This window comes from Nonomuraea mesophila, assembly GCF_004352805.1.
Classification (GTDB): domain Bacteria; phylum Actinomycetota; class Actinomycetes; order Streptosporangiales; family Streptosporangiaceae; genus Nonomuraea; species Nonomuraea longispora.
In genome coordinates, this window is sequence record NZ_SMLD01000171.1 from 1 (window position 1) to 19,827 (window position 19,827).

Here is a 19,827-nt window from a genome sequence, read left to right on the forward strand (position 1 = left end):
CCGCCCTACATCCCGGTGCAGCCCCACTACCAGCCCGCCCCCACGAAGCGTGAGCCCTTCATCCCGGCCGTGTCGCCGGGAAAGGTGCTGCAGCGTTCCAGGGCCTACGGCGTGGCGAGCGCCATGCTGCTCGTCATCATGATCGTGGCGGCCGTGCTCGCGCCCGTGCTGGTGGCGGTGCTGGCGATCCCGGTCGCGGTGCTGCTGCGGGCGGCCGACCTGGCGCAGCCCACGCTGATGGCGCGCCGGGCCGCGGGCGCGGCGGCGCTCGACGTGGTCAGGGTGCTCTCCCTTCCCAAAGAACTCGCAAAGTCGGCGGGCATCACGCTGGCTCTGCTGCTCTACGCCGTCATCCTGGGACTGCCGGTGACGCTGCTGCTCACCGTGGTCGCCAGGATGGACCCGTCCTACGCCCTGGCGTGGGGCGCCGCGATCGCCCTGTGGACCGTGTGCGCCGGTCCGGGGGTCGAAGGACCGGGCCGGCAGATGCGCAGAACGCTCTCATCGCTCGTACCCTCGAGGACAGCGGCGATGGTGATGGCAGGAGTTCTCGCGGCGGGTGCCGCGCTCTCGCTGATCCTCGCCTACGGCACGTTCGGGGACAAGCCAAAGGGGGCCGTATGGACTCCGCTGAACGTCGATCCAGTGGTGAAGCAGCTCGAAAGTCTGAGGGGGAATTCCGGAGGATGACGCGGGGAAGGTGGCGATGAACACCCAGGCACCAGAGCGCCTCGGCCCATACCGGCTGGTCAGGAAGATCGGCGAAGGAGGCATGGGGGTCGTCCACCTCGGTCTCGACGGTGACGGCCGCGAGGTCGCGATCAAGGTGCTCCATCCGCACGTGGCCGCCGACCTCAAGGCGCGCGACCGGCTGACCCGTGAGGTCGAGACCATGCGCCGGGTGCGCAGCCCGCACGTGGCCGAGGTGATCGACGCCGAGCTCGTCGGCGGTCAGCCCTACGTCGTCACCCGCTTCGCGCCCGGCCGCACGCTGGAGGACACCGTCCTGGGCGAGGGCCCGCTGGAGGCGCGCGACCTCATCAGGCTCGCCCAGGGGCTCTGCAGGGCTCTGGTGGCCATTCACGCGGCCGACGTGATCCACCGCGACTTCAAGCCGTCCAACGTGATGCTCGTCGACGGCGACCCGCTCGTCATCGACTTCGGCATCGCCCACCTGGTGAACGCCACCAGGCTCACCCAGACCGGCATGTTCGTCGGAACACCCGGCTATCTCGCGCCCGAGATCATCCGTGACTCCGAGATCACCCAGGCGGCCGACGTGCACGCGATGGCCTCGACGGTGTTCTTCGCGGCGACGGGGGCGCCGCCGTTCGGCACCGGTACGTTCGAGGCGGTCTGCTTCAACATCATGGAAGGGCGGGCGCAGATCGACAAGGCGCCCGTGTGGCTGCGCGGCTGGCTCACCCGCGCGCTGCAGGTCGACCCGTCGGCCCGGCCCGACGCGCAGGAACTGCTGCGGATGGCCAAGGCGCTCGACCCGTCGGTGACCACGTTCAACGAGGCCTCGTTCGACGGCCCGACGGGCACCAAGCGCGTGGGCAACCGCAACCGCACCCGGACCATGGACACGTTCTCCGACCTGCTGCCGCCGGTCGAATACGGTGCGCCGCCTGAGCCCCAGCGTCGTGCCGACCCGCCCACCCGCTACGACGAGGCGCCGCCGCGGCGCGAGGAACGGCCGCCGCCCTACGTGCCCGCGCCGGTCTCCGCCCGGCCGCCCGCGCCACGTCCCGACCAGCACGTGGCGGGCTACGCGGCGCCGCGGCCCACCGCTGCCGCGCAGGCCAGGCCCTACCCGCCGCCGCCCCAGCCGCAGACGTACACTCCGCCGTCCGAGCGGAAGAAATACCTGTTCGGCAGCCAGTTCGTGGGGCTGCTCATGCTGGTCACCCTGGTCGCGCTGACCGTGATGTTGCCGGTCATGGTGGGCGCGATCGCCGTCGCGATCGTGCTGGTGCTGCGCATCGGCGAATACCTCTTCGGCGACCTGGTCAAGCGCCGCCAGCTGCGGGGGAGCAGCGCGGCCGACCCGTGGCTCGTCGTGGTGGGCACGCCGTGGGCGCTGGTCAAGTCCGCGCTCGTGTCGGCGGTGCACGTGCCGCTGGCGCTGCTGTTCGGGGTGTGCGTCTGGGGCATGCTCCACTGGGTCGGCCAGATGAGCGTCAACCTGGCGGCGTCCTACGCCGCGGGCGCGTTCGTGGCGGGCCTGTTCGTGTTGCCCGGCGGCGGCGCCCCGCGCAAGGCGGTCACCCGTACGCTCACCGGCGTGCTGCGCAGCCCGGGAGCCGCGCTGGTCGCGGTCGTGCTAGTGGGCACGGCGGCGTTGTTCGCGGTCATGTTCGCGCTGGGCCAGGAGGCGGTGTGGGCGCCGTGGCGGGCGCCGGAGACCGTGATCGAAGACCTGGCGAGCGACGCCAGGCAGACCACGGTGGGCCTGATCACCGGAATGATCGACAGCTTGCTCGACGGGCTCGGGCTGGGGTTCCTCACTCCCTGGAACTGAGTGTCCCCGCGGGCTCCCGGGGGGAGAGAAGAAGTATGGGCGACAGGCTCGGTCCGTATGAGCTCCTTTCCCGGCTCGGGGCCGGTGGATTCGGTGAGGTGCACCTGGCGCTCGACGCCGAGGGACGCACGGTCGCCGTCAAAGTGCTGCATCCGCATGTCGCGGCCGACGGCGGCGCGCTGGCCAGGCTGGCGCGCGAGGTCGAGACCATGCGCAGGGTCGGCGGGCCGCACGTGGCCGAGGTGCTGGACGCCTCGCTCGAAGGTTCGCGCCCCTACCTGGTGACCCGCTACGTCCAGGGCCGGCCGCTCAGCGCGGTGCCCGTGCCCGTCGCCGACCTGCGCCTGCTGGCCCACGGGCTGGCCGACGCGCTGCTCGCCATGCACGAGGCGGGCGTGGTGCACCGCGATCTCAAGCCGGCCAACGTGATGATGACCGAGGGGCAGCCCGTCGTCATCGACTTCGGCATCGCCAGCGCCCTCGACTCGTTGTCCGTCACGGCCTCGGGCGCGGTGGTGGGCACGCCCGGCTACCTGGCTCCCGAGGTGCTGGAGGGCAGGAGCGCCGGCCCGGAGGCCGACGTGTTCTCGTTCGGGGCGACGCTCGCGTACGCGGCGACGGGGCGGCAGCCGTACGGGCAGGGGCCCGCGTCGGCGGTCGCCTACCGGGTCGTGCACCACGCGCCCGACCTGGAAGGTGTGCCGGGCCGGCTGGAGCCGCTGTTAGCGGAGTGCCTGTCCACCGATCCCGCTGCGCGGCCCACGGCCGCGCAGATCTGCGCCAGGCTCGATGTGGCGCCCGTCTCCCACGTGCCCCGCGCCCTGGCGCACCCGTCGGCGGCCCGCTCACGCGCCGCCGACGACACGAGCACGAGGGAGTGGCGGCCGGGCAAGGAGCGCCCCCAGCGGTCCGTGGAGGAGTCGCGGGCGCGGCACAGGGAGAAGGTGCGCAGGCGGTGGGTGATCGGCTCGGGGCTGTTCGTGGCGCTGCTGGCGGCCGCCGCCGAGGAGACGCTGCCCGAGGTGGCGCTGTTCCTGCTGGCGGCGTACTCGCTGGGTGTGGTGTCCGACGCGGGGGTGGCGCTTTTCACGCGCGGCCTCTATCGGCGGCGCCGGGTCGTCACGGATATGGTCAGTGTGGCCGGGGCGGTCGGGCTCTGTTTCGGGCTGGCGGCGGTGTTCAGCACGTTCACGCTGGCGTTGTTCGCGGGCACGGCCCTGGTGGTGGGGATCGTGTTCCTGTTGTCGGCGTGATCCTCGTCCCCCGGACAAGGAACAGAATGAAGTTCGGTAAGGTGGAGCCGGCGGGATCCCCTCGCCGGCCGCCCCCACCCGGCGGTTGCACACCAACTACTCATGGGTAACATAACGCCAGACCATGGCACACCCTCTGTCGGGAGCCCGGCGGGCACCTGGCAGTCTGGACAGCATTGCATTCGGCGCCCACCGCAGTGAGGCGGTGGCGCACGCGAACACGGGAGGTCGGCCACCGGCCATGAACATCGTCGTCTGCGTGAAGCAGGTCCCCGACACGGCGACCGAGCGCAAGCTGCGGTCCGATGACAACACGCTCGACCGCGACGCCGCCGACGGCGTGGTCAACGAGCTCGACGAATACGCGGTCGAGGAGGCACTGAAGCTCAAGGAGGCCCACGGTGGCGAGGTGACCGTGCTCTCCATGGGCCCCGCCAAGGCCACCGAGACCATCCGCAAGGCGCTGGCCATGGGAGCCGACAAGGCCGTCCATCTCAGCGACGACGCGCTCCACGGCTCCGACGCCCTGTCCACCTCGTACGCGATGGCCCAGGTGCTCAACAAGATCGGGTTCGACCTGGTCGTCCTGGGCTCCGAGTCCACCGACGCGCGCACCGGCGTGCTGGCCGCCATGCTGGCCGAGCGCCTCGGCGCGCCGCAGCTGACGCTGGCCAACAAGGTCGACGTCGACGGCACGTCCATCACCGTCCAGCGCCTCACCGACTACGGCTACGACCGGGTCGAGGCCACGCTGCCGGCCGTCGTGTCCGTGGTCGAGAAGATCAACGAGCCGCGCTACCCGTCGTTCAAGGGCATCATGGCGGCCAAGAAGAAGCCGGTCGAGACGCTCGCCATCGGCGACGCCTCCATCGACCCCGCGCAGGTCGGCCTGGCCGCCGCCTGGTCCGAGGTGGTCGACTTCGCCCCCGCGCCCCCGCGCGCCGCCGGCACGATCGTCAAGGACGAGGGCGACGGCGGTGCCAAGGCCGCCGAGTTCCTGGCCTCCAAGAAGTTCATCTGAGCACGGGAGAGAACAACTGATATGTCGGAAATTCTCGTTCTCGTCGAGCAGGTCGAAGGCGAGGTCAAGAAGGTCACGCTCGAACTGCTGACCCTGGCCCGCTCCCTCGGCACGCCCGCCGCCGTCTGGGCGGGCCCGGGCATCACCCCCGGGGCCAAGGACAGGCTCGCCGAATACGGCGCGGAGACGATCTACGTCGCCGGGTCGAGCGACATCGTCGACCACGTCGTGGCGCCCAAGGCCGAGCTGCTGGCCCAGCTCGTCGCCGCCAAGTCGCCCGCCGCCGTGCTCGTGGCCGCCACCGCCGAGGGCAAGGAGGTCGCCGGCCGGCTGGCCGTCAAGACCGACTCCGGCGTCATCACCGACGCCGTGGGCCTGGGTGAGGGCTTCGTGGCCGACCAGTCCATCTTCGGCGGCGGCGTCAACGTGCACTCCCGGGTGCGCAGGGGCACACCCATCGTCGCCGTACGCCCCAACTCCACCGCCCCCGAGCCGGCCCAGGGCGCTGGAGCCGAGGAGGAGGTGACGGTCGCGCTGACCGACGCCGCCAAGGCGGCCCGCGTCGTCGAGCGGGTCAAGCAGGAGAAGGGCGCGAGGCCGGAGCTGACGGAGGCCGCGATCGTCGTCTCCGGCGGGCGCGGCGTGGGCTCGGCCGAGAACTTCTCGGTCATCGAGGGCCTGGCCGACGCGCTCGGCGCCGCCGTCGGCGCCTCCCGCGCCGCCACCGACGCGGGCTGGTACCCCCACCAGTTCCAGGTGGGGCAGACGGGCAAGACGGTCTCGCCGCAGCTCTACATCGCGGCCGGCATCTCGGGCGCGATCCAGCACCGGGCGGGCATGCAGACCGCGAAGACCATCGTCGCGATCAACAAGGACCCCGAGGCGCCGATCTTCGAGCTGGCCGACTACGGCGTCGTCGGCGACCTGCACCAGGTCGTCCCGCAGCTCACCGAAGAGGTCACCAAGCGCAAGTAGGGCTCGCGGAGTCACTGCTCGCGATGGGCCGGGAGGCGCACGTGGAAGGCCGCTCCCTCGCCGGGCGCGGAGCGAACCTCCACCCGGCCTCCGTGGGCGGTGACGATGGAACGTACGATCGCCAGCCCCAGCCCCGCCCCGCCGGTCGCCCGCGCGCGTGAGCCGTCGGCCCGGTAGAAGCGGTCGAACACCCGCTCCACCTCCTCCGCGGCCAGCCCCGGACCCTCGTCCGAGATGACCAGCACCGCCTCGGACCCCTCAGTGCCGACCCCCACCCTCACCGGCGTGCCCCGCGGCGTATGGGTGACGGCGTTGCCGACGAGGTTGCTGACCACCTGCCGCAGCCGGGCCTCGTCGCCCAGCACGGGAGCGCTCGCCGCCGCCCCGCCGTCCGGCCCGGTGAAGGCGATCGGCCTGGACGGGTCGAGCGCGGCGAAGTCGTGCCGGGCGTCGGCGGCCAGGGTACGCAGGTCCATCGGGGTGAGGTCGAGCGCGGGGCCGTCGTCCTCGTCGAGTCCCGCGAGCAGCAGCAGGTCCTCCACCAGCCGGGCCAGCCGTCCCGACTCGCTCTCGATGCGGGCCAGCGCGGGCTCGGCCGCCGTGCCACCCATGCGGTACAGCTCGGAGAAGCCCTTGATGCCGAACAGCGGGGTGCGCAGCTCGTGGCTGACGTCCGCGACGAACCGGCGCATCCGCGCCTCGGAGTCCACCTTCGCCGCGACCCCCTGCTCGATCTGGGCGAGCATCGTGTTGAGCGAGCGCGCCAGACGCCCGACCTCCGTGTCCTGGGCGGCGGGCTCGGGGACGCGCCTGGTCAGGTCGCCGCCGGCGATGGCCGCCGCGGTCTCCTCCACACGGCGCAGCGGGGCGAGCCCCGCCCTGATCGCGAACCCGCCCGCCAGCGCCAGCACGATGAGCAGCACCGTCCCGCCGACCAGGCAGGCGAGCCGGACCCGGTTGACCGTCGCGTTCGTCTCGCCGAGCGACGTGACCACCACGAGGGTCGCGGAGCCGCTCCCGCCCGCGGCGTACGGCCGCACCACCACCCGCCACTCCCCGCCGCCCGCGCCGGCCACCGTGAACGGCTCGCCCGCGCGGGCCGTCGCGACGGCGGCCTTCAGACGGTCCGGCCCCGGCCCGTCCGCCGGGCCCAGCGTGCGGGACATGGTCCCGCCGGCGGACAGGTAGACCGCGTAGCGCGACTCCGTCAGATCGAGCTGCACCATCCCCTTCCTGACCAGGTCGAGCCGCTCGAGCTCCTGCTCGCCCAGGTCCGCGGGCCAGCGGCCGAAGGGCGACTCGGCGGCCCTGCGCCGGATGGCGTCGACGTAGCCGGGCGGGATGGCGGAGAGCACCAGGCTGAGGGGGGCGAGCTGCGCGTCCACGCGGCCCAGGAGCTGCTGTCTCAGCTCCCGTACGACGATCGAGCTCATCGCCATCAGCCCGGCGACCAGCAGCGCGACCGCGATCGCCAGCAGCCGGGCGCGCAACGACCACCGTCCGGTCATTGCTTCGGCTTACGCAGCACGTAGCCGACGCCGTGCACGGTGTGGATCAGCTTCGGGCCGCCGGTGTCGAGCTTGCGGCGCAGATAGCTGACGTACGTGTCGACGATGCTGGTGTCGCCGGCGAAGTCGTAGCGCCACACCTGTTGCAGGATCTCCGGCTTGGGCAGCACCCGTCCCGCGTGGAGCATCAGGTGGTGCAGCAGCCGGAACTCCGTCGGCGACAGGCGTACGGGCCGCCCCGCCCTGGTCACCTGGTGCCCGTCGGGATCCAGTTCGAGATCGCCGACCACGAGCGTGCTGTCGTCGGCGGTCACCCCCGTACGCCGGAGCACGGCCCTGATGCGGGCCAGCAACTCCTCCAGGTCGAACGGCTTGGTCACGTAGTCGTCGCCGCCCAGCCGGAGCCCGTTGATCTTGTCGGCCGCGGTGTCGCGGGCCGTCAGGAACAGCACCGGCACCGGGCCTGGCCGGCCGCCGGCCCTGGGTAACCCACGTAATCTGCGCAGCACCTCGAAGCCGTCGAGGTCGGGCAGCATCACGTCGAGCAGCACCAGGTCGGGCGGGTCCCGCCTGGCCGCCTCCAACGCCTGCGCGCCCGTCTCCGCCGAGGTCACGGTGAAACCGGCGAAGCGCAGCGTCGCCGACAGCAGCTCCTTGACCGTCGGCTCGTCGTCGACCACGAGCAGCCGTTCGCCCACGTGACACCTCCTACCGTCGTGGGTCAGGCATCGTGGTTCTTGAAGTGTACGAACGCCGCCGCCAGCATGGCCGCCACGAACGCGGCCGGCAGCCCGTAACCCGCCCACTCCGGCAGCGGCGCCATCCCCAAGGCCGTCCGGAAGGCGGTCGCGTTGGGCCAGTAGAGGCCGATGAAGTCGCCCACGACCTCGGGCGCGACCGAGGCGAGCATGGGGATCAGCAGGAAGGTGGTGCTGACGTTGACGGCGGGGGCCGTACCGCGCAGCAGGAAACCCAGCGCCAGCCCGAACAACGCCAGCGCCGTCAGCACGAGCGGCCCGGTCAGCAACAGCCGCAGCACGTCCGGCTCCCCTGGTGTCAGGTACGGTGCCCCGGCCGCGGCCAGCGTGCTCTGGGCGGTCGCGTACATCAGCCACACCGCGGCCACGCTCACCGGCAACGCGACCAGCGCCGTCAGCCCCGCCTTGGCGGCGAGCAGGTGGCCGCGCCTGCCCACGGCGGCCAGGCTGGCCCGCATGGTGCCCGCCCCGTACTCCGACGAGGCGACCAGCACGCCCAGCCCCGCGATCGGCAACTGCACAAGGTACAGCCCGCGCATGCTCTCCATCAGCAGCTCGAAGTCGAGCCGCTCCTGCGCCGTGGCCGCCGCGTAGTCCGTGGCGGTGGCGTTGCCGAACAACATCCCGAACGCCGCCGCGACGGCGATGCTCGCCGCCGCCAGCACCATCGTGGCCCTGACGCTGCTGAACTTCGTCCACTCCGCCCTGAGCACCCCCGCGCCGGTCATCGGGCGGCTCCGTACTCGACGCTGTCGCGGGTGAGCTCCATGAACGCGTCCTCCAGAGACACGCGCCGCTGGGTGAGCTCGAACAGCGGCACGCCCTCCGCCGCCGCCAGCCGCCCCACGTCGGGCGCGGTCATGCCGGTGACCAGCAGTTCGTTCTCGTCGCCCGCCTGTACGTGCGCGCCCGACAACTCCAGCCGCCGGGAGAAGGCGGCGGCCTGCGGCGTACGGACGAGCACGGTCGAACCGGCCTCCGTGAACTCGCCGATCTCCGCCTCGGCGATGAGCCGGCCCTTGCCGATGACCACCAGGCGGTCGGCGGTCATGGCCATCTCCGACATGAGGTGGCTGGAGACCAGCACCGTACGCCCCTCGGCGGCCAGACCCCGGATCAGCGTGCGGATCCACCGCACCCCCTCCGGGTCGAGGCCGTTGACCGGCTCGTCGAGCACCACGACCGGCGGGTCGCCGAGCAGGGCGGCGGCGATGCCCAGCCGCTGGCTCATGCCCAGCGAGAACCCGCCCGCCTTCCTGCCCGCCACGTCGGAGAGCCCGACCAGCGCCAGCACCTCCGCGACCCGGCCGGCCGGGATGGAGTTGCTCTGCGCCAGGTAGAGCAGGTGTCTGTACGCGGTGCGCTGCGGGTGCACGGCCTGCGCGTCCAGCAGCGACCCGATCACGCGCAGCGGGTGCCGCAGGTCACGGTGCGGGCGGCCGTCGATCGTGGCGGAGCCCGACGTGGGCAGGTCGAGGCCGAGGATCATGCGCATGGTCGCGGTCTTGCCCGCGCCGTTCGGGCCCAGGAAGCCGGTGACGAGCCCGGGCCGTACGGTGAAGGTGAGATCGTCCACGGCGACCACGTCGCCGTACCGTTTGGTCAGTGCGGTGAGCCGAATCATGCGACCCACCCTGCGTCGCCTGTTTGGAGGCGCTCTGAGCGGATCTGTGAGTTCTCTGTGAGCGGGGGCGCCGCCACGTGCGGGTGGGCGGCGCTCCCGCCGGGATCCACAGAGAACTCCCAGTCACGCCGGCGCCCGCCTGAGACGGGCGGCCGGCTCATGGTGGGGTAGCGGGACAGGTACGAGCCTGCCGCTCAGGCGGCGGCCTCGGCGGCCTCGGCGGGCTCCCTGACGGGCAGCGGGGTGACCGGGGCGCGCTCCTCGCGCGGGAGCAGCCGGGAGGCCAGCGCGATCAGCACGCCGAGCACGACCGCGACGACGAGCGCCGTACGCAACGAGGTGGCGTCCGACAGGAAGCCGATCACCACGGGCCCCAGCAGCAGGCCCGCGTACCCCATGGCCCCCGCCTGGGCGATCGCGGGCCCGGGCGTGCCGGTCGCGGTGCCGGCCAGCGACATCGTCAGGGGTGAGATCGTCGCCACGCCGAGCCCGACGAAGAACATCGCCGCCACCGCCACCAGGGCCGCCGGCGCGATCAGTACGGCGGCGAAGAAGCCGGTCGTGGCCACGCCGGAGACGGTCAGCATGCCGCGTACCCCGAACCTGGCCCGCAGCCGGTCGCCGGTCAGCCGGGCGGCCAGCATGCCGGTCTCGAAGACGGGGTAGCCGAGCGCCGCCAGGGCCTCGGGCGCGCCGAGTTCGTTGCGCATGTAGAGACCGTTCCAGTCGGCGACCGTGCCCTCGACCATGAACGCGAAGAACATGATCGCGCCGAGCAGGTAGACGACCGGCGGCATGCGGCGCCGGCCCGCCGGCCCGATGCCGGTGGACGGGAGCTCGGGCAGGTGCGTACGGCCGACCAGCACGGTGACGGGCAGCGCGACCAGGCCGACCAGCGCCACGTTGGCGGTGAACGGCAGGCCGGCGGCGATGGCCAGGCTGCCCAGGGCTCCGGCGGAGATGGCGCCGACGCACCAGCCGGCGTGCATGCCGTTCATCAGCGGCCGCCCGTAGGCCTGCTCGACGGTGGAGCCCTGGGCGTTCATGGCGACGTCCATGACGCCGAAGGCCATGCCGAAGAGCACGACGGCCACCATGAACAGCGGCAGGTTGGGGGAGAGCGCCACGGCCACCAGGCCGAGTGCCGTCAGCGGGCTACCGATCCGCAGAACCGCCCTGCTGCCCGCGCGTGCCATGATGCGCCGCATGGACTGCATGGTCACCAGAGCGCCCAGCCCCCATGCCAGCAGGATTGTCCCGACCATGGCCTCGGACAGGGCCAGCTTGTCGGTCAGGGCGGGGATGCGCACGGTCATCGTGCCCACCATCAGGCCGGCAAGGACAAAGGTGAGGACCGCCCCGTAACGGGCACCCCTCAGCTCGCGGGTCATAAGGCCACACCTCACACAGAGTCGTTGTTTCCAGGGGTTCCGGACGCACGGGCGTCCAGGCAGGGGAGGGCGAGCGGGGTCGCTCACCACAGGGGAAAAGCCCCGGCTCGGCCGGACCGTGAAGGGCCCGTGAGCAGGGGTGTCGAACGGAGTCGGCGCGTGGTTTCGCGCGGGGATCGGCCGCCCGCGGGCGGGCCGGGGGCTCAGGCGGGAGGTTTGAGCAGCGCCCTGAGGCGGCCCTCCAGGGCCTGGAGATCGGCGTCCGTGTTGAGCCGCGGATCGTGGCTCGCCACGTCCCAGAGCCCCTCACACGCCAGCCGCACGATCTGGGCCGCCAGCGGATCGGGCTCTTCGCCCAGCTCCTCGCGATGCCATCGCGACATCGCCTCGCGCAGCGGCGCGAGCATGAGCAGATTGCCCGACGCGCCGGTGACGACCGCCCATCGTCGCAACCTGCCCGATCGTACGGCGGCCAGGGTCGCGCCCAGATAGCGCTCGGTGTAGCTCTCGTCGGGCTGGGCGGCCATGAGCTCGTCGAAGTCGTCGATCAGGCGCTCCACCATGCCCTTGATCAGGGCTTCTTTGGAGGCGTAGTGATAGAGCAGGCCACCCTTGCTGACGCCCGCCCGGTCCGCCACCGCGGCCAGGGTGAGCGCGGTCGAACCCTGGTCGCAGAGGAGCTCCTCCGCCGCGTCCAAAAGCTCGTCCCTTCGCATGCCTCTACTGTACCGTCCGGACGGTACAGTCGCAAACGAGATACCCTGAACGCGTGACCAGACTGTCGGCCTATCTTGATCATGCAGCCACCACCCCGATGCTGCCTGAAGCGATCGAGGCCATGACGGTTCAGCTCCAACAGGTGGGAAACGCTTCCTCGCTGCACGGCGCCGGGCGCCGGATGCGCAGAGTGGTGGAGGAGTCACGCGAGACGATCGCCGACGCGCTGGGGGCGCGGCCCAGCGAGGTCGTGTTCACCTCGGGTGGCACCGAGGCGGACAACCTCGCCATCAAGGGATTCTACTGGGCACGCCGCCCCCGCAGACGCGTGCTGCTCAGCTCCGTGGAGCACCACGCCGCGCTCGACCCGGCCCAGTGGCTGGCCGACAGCCAGGGCGCCGAGGTCGAGCTGCTCGAGGTCGACGAGCACGGCCGCGTCCGTCCCGAGACCCTGCGCGCCGCCATCGAACGCGACCCCGGCGACGTCGCCATGGTCAGCGTCATGTGGGCCAACAACGAGGTCGGCACCGTCCAGCCGGTGCGCGAGCTGGCCGCCGTCGCCCGGGAGCACGGCGTCCCGTTCCACACCGACGCCGTCCAGGCGGTGGGGCAGCTGCCCGTGTCGTTCGCCGAGTCGGGGGTCGACGCGCTCACGCTGACCGGCCACAAGATCGGCGGCCCGATGGGCGCAGGCGCGCTGCTGCTGGCCCGAGGGCTGACGCCGGTCTCCGTGCAGCACGGCGGCGGTCAGGAGCGCGACGTACGCTCCGGCACGCTCGACGCCCCCGCCATTGCGGGGCTCGCCGCGGCCGTCACCACCGCGGTGAAGGAGCAGGCGGCCCTGAACCGCCGCCTGACGTCGCTGCGCGACGAGCTGATCGAGCGCGTACGCGCGGCCGTCCCCGACGTCGTGCTCAACGGCGACCCCGGCCGGGCCCTCCAGGAGGGCGCCTCCGCGTCGGGCGGACGCCCCGAGGTCTCGCCGGGGCGGTTGCCGGGCAACGCCCACTTCTCCTTCCCCGGCTGCGAGGGCGACGCGCTGCTCATGCTGCTCGACGCCAAGGGCGTGGAGTGCTCGACCGGGTCGGCCTGCTCGGCCGGCGTCGCGCAACCGTCGCACGTGCTGCTGGCGATGGGCGCCGACGCGGCGGCGGCGCGCGGCTCGCTCAGGTTCACCCTCGGGCACACCTCGACGCGCGACGACGTCGACCGCCTGATCGAGGTGCTGCCCGCCGCCGTCGAACGCGCCCGCCGCGCCGGCCTCGGCTGACCACCCGCCTCGCCGCGCCGGCCTGGGCTGTCACCCTCCCCGCCGCGCCGGCTACGGCTGACTGACCGTCCACCCAGCTGTCAGGCGAGGAACGGCGCCGCAGCGGTCCCGGGTCCCGTCGGCGTCAGGTGAGGAACGGTGCCAGGGCCGTCCAGCCAGGGTCAGCGGCCACGTCGACGCGGGGCTCGCCCTCCTCCCAGCTCACGATCAGCTCCTTGGCGTGGATCGCGGCGTCACCGGTCGGATCGGCGTAGACGTGGATGATCCGGTGCCCCTCGGTGCTCAGGTGCGCGGCCAGCACCGCGTCGTCACCCAGCTTGAGCAGGCGGGCCGCCAGGCGTTCCTCGAAGTCGCGCAGCGCCTCCAGCGAGCCGTCGACCGGCAGGCCGTTCTCGTCACGGTGCGCGTACGGCAGCGTGATCGCGATGTGCTGGTCGCAGAGCGGGTGGTCGACGGGGCGCAGCGGATGGCGGACCGTGGCGATGAGCGGCACGCCGGTCGCGGTCTGGCCCTGGAGCAGCGCCCACTCGTCCTCCGCGTAGCCGGAGGCCACGTCGGCGACCACGGCCGGCAGGTGCACGGCGGCCACGGCGTCGATCGGCTGGAACGTGGCCGGGGTGATCTCGCCCACCCACCTGGCGACGTCGTCCTCGCCGAGCAGCCAGTCGAGGGCCAGCAGCGTGGCCTCCATCCTGGCCTCCTCGTCGAGCTCGGCGAAGATCGGGTGGTAGGCGGCCACGTCGACCCTCGGCTGGTTGCGCGGCACCCGCAGCCCGAGCATCAGCTTGTCGAGCGCGAACGCGTAGCCGCCCACCTCGATGGTGAGTTCGGCGGCCTGCGGATTGGCCTGTCTCGACGGGTGAAACTCCCACAGCAGGTCGGCCTCGGGCGCGGCCCTGGCCCAGCGGTGGGCGAGCGGGCGCAGCTCGGCGTCGCCCGCCGCGGTCACCACGAGGGCGTGCGCCGCCTGCCTGCCGGGCGCCACCTCCCAGACCAGCTCGGGATGGATCGCGGAGACCGCCGGAGCCAGCCACTCCTCCAGCCCCGCCGCCTCGCCCTCGGCCACCAGCGCGTCGAGCCGGGGCCTGGTCTCCTGCCACCACGTCCAGAACCCGGCGATGGCCTCGTCCTGCCCGCCGGCCTCTTCCTCTTCGTCCTTGCGCCCGAACAGTCGCATGCGCTGAATCCTCGCAGACCCCGGACCCGATCGCGCACATGGCCGCGCACATGGCCGCGCACTTGGGCGTGCACATGGTCGCGGACATGGCCGCGGACTTGGGCGTGCACATGGTCGCGCACTCCCGTACGGACAGTACGCTGAGAAGGTCATGGGATTGCGTGTGCTTGCCGCCATGTCGGGCGGCGTCGACTCCGCCGTGGCCGCCGCTCGGATCGCCGAGGCCGGTCACGACGTCACTGGTGTGCACCTCGCTCTTTCCGCCAACCCCCAATCCCACCGCACGGGGGCGCGGGGCTGCTGCACGATCGAGGACTCTCGCGACGCGCGGCGGGCCGCCGACGTGATCGGCATCCCCTTCTACATCTGGGACATGGCCGAGCGGTTCCAGCGCGACGTGATCGAGGACTTCGTGTCCGAATACGCCGCGGGCCGCACGCCCAACCCGTGCCTGCGTTGCAACGAGAAGATCAAGTTCTCCGCGGTGCTCGACCGGGCGCTGGCCCTGGGCTTCGACGCGGTCGCCACCGGCCACCACGCCAGGCTGGTCGACGGGGTTCTGTCCAGGAGCGCCGACCAGGGCAAGGACCAGTCCTACGTGCTCGGGGTGCTCACCCGCGAGCAGCTCGGCCACGCCATCTTCCCCCTGGGCGACTCGACCAAGGCCGAGGTGCGCGAGGAGGCCGCCCGGCGCGGGCTGACGGTCGCCGACAAGCCCGACAGCCACGACATCTGCTTCATCGCCGACGGCGACACGCGCGGCTTCCTGTCCGAGCGGCTCGGCGCGGCCGAGGGCCCGATCGTCGACCAGGAGGGCGCCGTCGTCGGCAGCCACCAGGGCGCCCACGGCTTCACGATCGGCCAGCGCAAGGGCCTGCGCATCGACCGCCCGGCCCCCGACGGCAGGCCGCGTTACGTCCTGTCGATCGAGCCGGTCTCCAACACCGTCACGGTGGGGCCGCGCGCGGCGCTCGAGGTCACCTCCATCACCTGCGGCGCCCCGGTCTGGAACGGCCCGTCCCGCTTCGACGACCTGACCGTGCAGCTGCGCGCCCACGGAGAGGTCTACGGCTGCCGGTTCGAGGAGGCGGACGGCGGGCTCCGCATCGACCTCGACCGCCCGGCCACTGGGGTCGCGGCCGGGCAGGCCGCCGTCCTCTACTCCGGCGCCACGGTGATCGGCTCGGCGACGATCCTCTCCGCTAGCTGAGGGTGACCGACTCGCCGACCTCCATCCGGCGTATCTCGGCGCCCTGCTTGTCGCCCTCCACCTTGAGCCAGTTGTCCACCACCGCGAGGCCCCTGGCATTGATCAGGCCGTCATGGGTGGAGAACGCGCGTCCCGGGCGCACCTCGCGCAGATAGCCGACCATCTCCACGAGCTTCAGCCAGGGCGCGTTTGTCGGCACCAGCAGCGTCGGCACGTCCACTCCGGGCACGGTCAGGGCGTCGCCGGGGTAAAAGAGCGCGTCGTCGAGCATGAAGCCGACGTTCTGCACGATGGGGATGTCGGGGTGGTTCAGCGCGTGCCACTCGCCGAACACCTTCACCCCGAAGCCGGCCGTCTCGAAGGCGTCGCCATGGCGTACGACCTGAACCTTGGCCGGCACGTCCGTCAGCTCGGCGGCGACCGCCTCGCACGTCCAGATCTCCAGGTCGGGCGAGGCCGCCCGCAGCTTGCCGACGTCGACGTGGTCGAAGTGCTCGTGAGTGATGAGGACGGCGTCCGCGCCCTCAAGAACGGGGCCCTCGCTGAACGTGCCCGGGTCGATCACCAGGACCTTGCCGTCCTTCTCCACGCGGACGCACGCGTGCTCGTATTTACTGATCTTCATACGGCAGAGCCTACGCTTGACCCCATGTCTACTGTGCCCATGTGGCAGGCCACCGGAATCGGCTCGCATCCCGGCGAGGATCATCTTGAGGCGATCAGAGTCGTCTTCGGCGAGGTGCCCGGGCTCCCTTACCTGCCCGAGCTGCCCGCCAGGGGCGTCGGCGCCGACATGGTCGGGCGTACCGCGGGGCTGCTCATCGACCTGCCGGTCGAGGTGCAGCCGTCCGGCTGGCGGTTGAGCGACCGTCCGGGGCGCGACCACCAGCGGGCTCTCGACCACATGCGCCGCGATCTCGACGGCCTGGAGGAGATCGCGCACGACTACGCGGGGCCGCTCAAGCTGCAGGCGTGCGGTCCGTGGACGCTGGCCGGCGCCATCGAGCTGAAGCACGGCGACAAGCTGCTCGCCGACGCGGGGGCCGTACGCGATCTGACGGCGTCGCTGGCCCAGGGGGTCGCGGACCACTGCGCGGAGGTGCGGCGGCGGCTGCCCGGGGTGACGGAGATCGTGCTGCAGCTCGACGAGCCGGGGCTGCCGGGGGTGCTGGCCGGCACGGTGCCGACCGCCTCGGGGTTCGGGCGGCTGGCCGCGGTGGAGGGGTGGAAGGTGGAGGAGTCGCTGCGCCTCTTCGACGCTCCCGTGGTGCACTGCTGCGCGCCTTCTGTGCCTTTCGCCCTGCTGCGGTCGGCGGGGGTACGCGGCGTCTCCGTCGACGCCTCACTCCTGCGGCGCAGGGACGACGACACCCTGGGCGAGCTCTTCGAGGCCGGGATGGTGCTGTTCATGGGCGTGGTCCCGGGCACGGAGACCCGGCTGCCCGGCCCGGCGGCGGTCGCCGGGCCCGCGGTGGAGTTGTGGCGGCGGCTGGGGTTCGCGCCCGACCGGCTGGCGACGCAGGTGGTGCTGACTCCCGCGTGCGGGCTGGCGGGGGCCACGCCGAGGTACGCACGGGCGGCGCTGGCCGCCTGCGAGAAGGCGGCCCAGGTGCTCAGGGACGACCCCGCGAACGGGCGGCAGGCCGGCTGATCGCCCACGAACGTTCGCCGGGCGGTGGGCGGGCGGACTGGTCGTGAATGTTCGCCGGGTGGTGGGCCGGCGGACCGGTCGCGAACGTCCATGCGTCGAGCGGGCGTCGCGTGGACGTTCTGGCGGGCGTACACAGGTCCGGGCGCCGCGCCGGCGGCACTCTCAGGAGGACCGGCGGCGCTCTCAGAAAGAGGAGTGCGAGGCGCGTAGAGGAGCCCGCCCGACCTGGAGGATCGCGCACTTTCACGGCGGTCTAAAGGAGCGTGCACAGGTGACTTTTCTGTCAGTGCCGAGCGGTAGCGTTTGCTCAGAATGTTGACGGAAGGAGAGGCCGTGGGCGAGCCATCCACTGAGGTCGCCGGGGTGCCGGTGTCCGCGCTGAAGCGGCATGCCGAGCTGAGCGAGCTGGTCGACGAGGCCCGCTGGCGCTACTACGTTCTCGATCAGCCCACGGTCAGCGACGCGCAGTTCGACGAGTGGTTCCGGGAGTTGCTGGCGCTGGAGGAGGCGCATCCGTCGCTCCAGACGCCCGGCTCGCCCACCCAGCAGGTGGGGGCTCCGGTCAGCGGCGACTTCGCCAAGGTGCGCCACCTGGCCAGGATGGAGAGCCTCGACAACGTCTTCAACGACGCCGACCTGGCGGCCTGGCAGGCGCGCGCCGAGCGGCTGGCCGAGGGCGATCCGGGCCCCTACTTGTGCGAGCTGAAGATCGACGGGCTGGCGATCGCGCTGGTCTACCGCGACGGCAAGCTGGAGCGCGCCGCCACCAGAGGCGACGGGCGCACGGGTGACGACGTGACGGCCAACGTGCGCACCATCCAGGGGGTGCCCCACCGGCTCAAGGGCGACGACGTGCCGAGCCTGGTCGAGGTGCGCGGTGAGGTCTACATCCCGGTCGATGACTTCAAGGTGCTCAACGAGCAGCTCGTCGAGCAGGGCAAGCCGCCGTTCGCCAATCCGCGCAACTCCGCGGCCGGCACGCTGCGGCAGAAGGACCCGCGCATCACGGCGCAGCGCCCGCTGCGCATGCTGGTGCACGGCATCGGCGTCTGGGAGGGCGCGACCGAGCCGCGGGCGCAGTCGGAGGTCTACGAACGGCTGCGCGAGTTCGGGCTGCCGGTCAGCGATCTCTACCGCGTGGTGCCGGGCCCCACCGAGATCAACGAGTTCATCGAGCACTACCGCGCGCACCGCCACGACCCGCCGTACGAGATCGACGGGGTGGTCGTCAAGGTCGACGACTTCCGCACGCAGCGCGAGCTCGGCTCCACCTCGCGTGCTCCGCGCTGGGCGATCGCCTTCAAATATCCGCCGCAGGAGGTCAACACCAAGTTGCTCGACATCCAGGTGGGCGTCGGGCGCACCGGCCGCGTCACCCCCTACGGCGTGATGGAGCCGGTCGTGGTGTCGGGCTCGACCGTCGAGCGCGCCACGCTCCACAACGCGGCCGTCGTGGCCAAGAAGGGCGTGCTCATCGGCGACACCGTGGTGCTGCGTAAGGCGGGCGATGTCATCCCCGAGATCGTCGGGCCGGTGGCGGCGCTGCGCGACGGGTCCGAGCGGGAGTTCGTCATGCCGACGCACTGCCCGGAGTGCGGCACCACGCTGGCCTACGAGAAGGAGGGCGACGCCGACCTGCGCTGCCCCAACGCGCGCGGTTGCCCTGCCCAGATCCGCGAGCGCATCTACTTCGCGGCCGGGCGCCGCGCGCTCGACATCGACGGCCTCGGCTATGTCGCGGCCACGGCGCTCAGCCAGCCCCTGCCGCCGCAGCAACCCGTAGTGCGCACCGAGGCCGACCTGTTCGACCTGACGCTCGACCAGCTGATCCCGATCAAGTCGGTGGTCCGCGACCCCGACACCGGCCTGCCCAAGATTGACCCGAAGACGGGGGAGCAGAAGGTCGTCTCCTTCTTCTCCAACATCAACGGCGAGCCCAGCCAGAACGCGCTGCAGCTCATCGAGGAGCTCGAACGCGCCAAGCAGGTGCCGCTCGCGCAGGTGCTGGTCGCCCTGTCGATCAGGCACATCGGCCCGCCCACGGCACGCGCCCTGGCCGACTCCATGAGATCGATCGACGCGATCATGAACGCTTCGGAGGAGGAACTGGCCGCGGTCGAAGGCATCGGGCCCCGGGTCGCGGCCACGATCCGGGAGTGGTTCGCGGTCGACTGGCACCGCGAGATCATCGACCGGTGGCGGGCTGCCGGGGTCCGCATGGAGGACGAGCCGGCCCCCGAGAAGGGCCCGCAGACCTTGCAGGGGCTGACATTCGTGGTGACCGGCACACTGGAGGGCTACACCCGCGACTCGGCCGCCGCCGAGCTGACCGACAGGGGCGGCAAGGTGGCGTCGTCGGTGTCGAAGAAGACGTCGTTCGTGATCGCAGGCGACAACGCAGGGTCGAAGTATGACAAGGCAGTCGACCTTGGGGTGCCGGTCCTCGACGCCGAGGGGTTCGAGATCCTCCTGAACGAAGGCCCGGAGGCCGCCGCAGAGGCCGCCACCTCACCGGAGTCCTGACCTTCCACGAAGACCGCGGACTCGGGCGGGGCGGGGTTCGCGCGGCTTCAAGGCGATCTCCGCGCGGACTTCGGGTGGTCCCTGGGTTGCCGGGCGGTCTCCGCGACGTTTCCGTGCTGTCTCCGCGTGGGCGAGCGGGGTTCAGTGGCGGCTTCGACGGTCGTGTTCCGCCCCGCGGACGGGCCGGCCGGGTTCTTGCGGGGTGGGGCGGCCCGAGCCCTAGGG

General features: G+C 72.1%; 17 protein-coding genes. 9 read left to right on the plus strand and 8 right to left on the minus strand.

Going from position 1 to position 19,827, the window contains the following annotated elements; translation table 11 throughout:
- The 5 genes from E1295_RS49365 to E1295_RS39430 form a co-directional block, all read left to right on the plus strand.
- The coding region (locus E1295_RS49365; protein WP_220449115.1) for a hypothetical protein at positions 1–690 on the plus strand (690 nt) is incomplete at its 5' end.
- A gap of 16 nt (positions 691–706) precedes the next feature.
- Positions 707–2,524, plus strand: coding sequence for a serine/threonine-protein kinase (locus E1295_RS39415; protein WP_132638962.1), 1,818 nt, complete (start codon positions 707–709; stop codon positions 2,522–2,524).
- 35 nt (positions 2,525–2,559) lie between these two features.
- Positions 2,560–3,777 (plus strand): serine/threonine-protein kinase, encoded by a 1,218-nt coding sequence (locus E1295_RS39420; protein WP_132638964.1) that lies wholly within the window; start codon positions 2,560–2,562, stop codon positions 3,775–3,777.
- A 241-nt stretch (positions 3,778–4,018) separates the two neighbouring features.
- Positions 4,019–4,798, plus strand: coding sequence for an electron transfer flavoprotein subunit beta/FixA family protein (locus tag E1295_RS39425; RefSeq protein ID WP_132638966.1), 780 nt, complete (start codon positions 4,019–4,021; stop codon positions 4,796–4,798).
- Positions 4,799–4,819: 21 nt separating this feature from the next.
- Entirely contained in the window at positions 4,820–5,773 is a 954-nt protein-coding gene (locus E1295_RS39430; RefSeq protein ID WP_132638968.1) for an electron transfer flavoprotein subunit alpha/FixB family protein, read from the plus strand.
- A gap of 11 nt (positions 5,774–5,784) precedes the next feature.
- Here the strand turns inward: E1295_RS39430 and E1295_RS39435 are convergent, their stop codons facing one another.
- From E1295_RS39435 to E1295_RS39460, 6 genes are all read right to left on the minus strand, one after another.
- Positions 5,785–7,281, minus strand: coding sequence for a sensor histidine kinase (locus tag E1295_RS39435; RefSeq protein ID WP_132638970.1), 1,497 nt, complete (start codon positions 7,279–7,281; stop codon positions 5,785–5,787).
- Positions 7,278–7,979 (minus strand): response regulator transcription factor, encoded by a 702-nt coding sequence (locus tag E1295_RS39440; RefSeq protein WP_132638972.1) that lies wholly within the window; start codon positions 7,977–7,979, stop codon positions 7,278–7,280. The genes E1295_RS39435 and E1295_RS39440 overlap by 4 nt, the downstream gene beginning before the upstream one ends.
- 23 nt (positions 7,980–8,002) lie before the next feature.
- Positions 8,003–8,767: a hypothetical protein gene (locus E1295_RS39445; RefSeq protein WP_132638974.1), complete on the minus strand. Its 765-nt coding sequence runs from the start codon at positions 8,765–8,767 to the stop codon at positions 8,003–8,005.
- Entirely contained in the window at positions 8,764–9,663 is a 900-nt protein-coding gene (locus tag E1295_RS39450) for an ABC transporter ATP-binding protein (RefSeq protein WP_132638976.1), read from the minus strand. Before E1295_RS39450 ends, E1295_RS39445 begins: the two co-directional genes overlap by 4 nt.
- A gap of 194 nt (positions 9,664–9,857) precedes the next feature.
- Entirely contained in the window at positions 9,858–11,054 is a 1,197-nt protein-coding gene (locus E1295_RS39455) for an MFS transporter (RefSeq protein ID WP_132638978.1), read from the minus strand.
- 203 nt (positions 11,055–11,257) lie between these two features.
- Positions 11,258–11,770: a TetR/AcrR family transcriptional regulator gene (locus E1295_RS39460; RefSeq protein WP_132638980.1), complete on the minus strand. Its 513-nt coding sequence runs from the start codon at positions 11,768–11,770 to the stop codon at positions 11,258–11,260.
- Positions 11,771–11,832: 62 nt separating this feature from the next.
- Here E1295_RS39460 and E1295_RS39465 point away from each other — a divergent pair, with 62 nt between their 5' ends.
- Positions 11,833–13,041, plus strand: a complete 1,209-nt coding sequence (locus E1295_RS39465; RefSeq protein ID WP_220449117.1) for a cysteine desulfurase family protein — start codon at positions 11,833–11,835, stop codon at positions 13,039–13,041.
- A gap of 124 nt (positions 13,042–13,165) precedes the next feature.
- On the opposite strand, the gene E1295_RS39470 is transcribed toward E1295_RS39465, so the two are convergent.
- A complete protein-coding gene (locus E1295_RS39470; RefSeq protein ID WP_132638984.1) occupies positions 13,166–14,218 on the minus strand; it encodes a DUF695 domain-containing protein in 1,053 nt (350 codons plus the stop codon).
- A 151-nt stretch (positions 14,219–14,369) separates the two neighbouring features.
- On the opposite strand from E1295_RS39470, the gene mnmA reads away from it, so the two are divergent.
- Complete coding sequence (mnmA, locus tag E1295_RS39475; RefSeq protein WP_181958113.1) at positions 14,370–15,428, plus strand: tRNA 2-thiouridine(34) synthase MnmA; 1,059 nt, start codon at positions 14,370–14,372, stop codon at positions 15,426–15,428.
- Here mnmA and E1295_RS39480 read toward each other — a convergent pair.
- Entirely contained in the window at positions 15,421–16,053 is a 633-nt protein-coding gene (locus E1295_RS39480) for an MBL fold metallo-hydrolase (RefSeq protein ID WP_132638986.1), read from the minus strand. The two genes, mnmA and E1295_RS39480, sit on opposite strands and share 8 nt — an antisense overlap.
- A 24-nt stretch (positions 16,054–16,077) precedes the next feature.
- Between E1295_RS39480 and E1295_RS39485 the strand changes: the two genes are divergently transcribed.
- Together E1295_RS39485 and ligA are read left to right on the plus strand one after the other, a co-directional pair.
- Positions 16,078–17,079, plus strand: coding sequence for a methionine synthase (locus E1295_RS39485; RefSeq protein WP_132638988.1), 1,002 nt, complete (start codon positions 16,078–16,080; stop codon positions 17,077–17,079).
- 312 nt (positions 17,080–17,391) lie between these two features.
- Entirely contained in the window at positions 17,392–19,602 is a 2,211-nt protein-coding gene (ligA, locus tag E1295_RS39490; protein WP_132638990.1) for an NAD-dependent DNA ligase LigA, read from the plus strand.
- The last annotated feature ends 225 nt before the right edge of the window (positions 19,603–19,827 follow it).

Coding starts and splice junctions, on each gene's coding strand:
- E1295_RS39455 (WP_132638978.1), bottom strand. CDS start 11,054: ATGACCCGCGAGCTGAGGGGTGCCCGTTACGGGGCGGTCCTCACCTTT.
- E1295_RS39480 (WP_132638986.1), bottom strand. CDS start 16,053: ATGAAGATCAGTAAATACGAGCACGCGTGCGTCCGCGTGGAGAAGGAC.
- E1295_RS39470 (WP_132638984.1), bottom strand. CDS start 14,218: ATGCGACTGTTCGGGCGCAAGGACGAAGAGGAAGAGGCCGGCGGGCAG.
- E1295_RS39430 (WP_132638968.1), top strand. CDS start 4,820: ATGTCGGAAATTCTCGTTCTCGTCGAGCAGGTCGAAGGCGAGGTCAAG.
- E1295_RS39485 (WP_132638988.1), top strand. CDS start 16,078: ATGTCTACTGTGCCCATGTGGCAGGCCACCGGAATCGGCTCGCATCCC.
- E1295_RS39445 (WP_132638974.1), bottom strand. CDS start 8,767: ATGACCGGCGCGGGGGTGCTCAGGGCGGAGTGGACGAAGTTCAGCAGC.
- mnmA (WP_181958113.1), top strand. CDS start 14,370: ATGGGATTGCGTGTGCTTGCCGCCATGTCGGGCGGCGTCGACTCCGCC.
- ligA (WP_132638990.1), top strand. CDS start 17,392: ATGTTGACGGAAGGAGAGGCCGTGGGCGAGCCATCCACTGAGGTCGCC.
- E1295_RS39415 (WP_132638962.1), top strand. CDS start 707: ATGAACACCCAGGCACCAGAGCGCCTCGGCCCATACCGGCTGGTCAGG.
- E1295_RS39420 (WP_132638964.1), top strand. CDS start 2,560: ATGGGCGACAGGCTCGGTCCGTATGAGCTCCTTTCCCGGCTCGGGGCC.
- E1295_RS39435 (WP_132638970.1), bottom strand. CDS start 7,281: ATGACCGGACGGTGGTCGTTGCGCGCCCGGCTGCTGGCGATCGCGGTC.
- E1295_RS39460 (WP_132638980.1), bottom strand. CDS start 11,770: ATGCGAAGGGACGAGCTTTTGGACGCGGCGGAGGAGCTCCTCTGCGAC.
- E1295_RS39450 (WP_132638976.1), bottom strand. CDS start 9,663: ATGATTCGGCTCACCGCACTGACCAAACGGTACGGCGACGTGGTCGCC.
- E1295_RS39425 (WP_132638966.1), top strand. CDS start 4,019: ATGAACATCGTCGTCTGCGTGAAGCAGGTCCCCGACACGGCGACCGAG.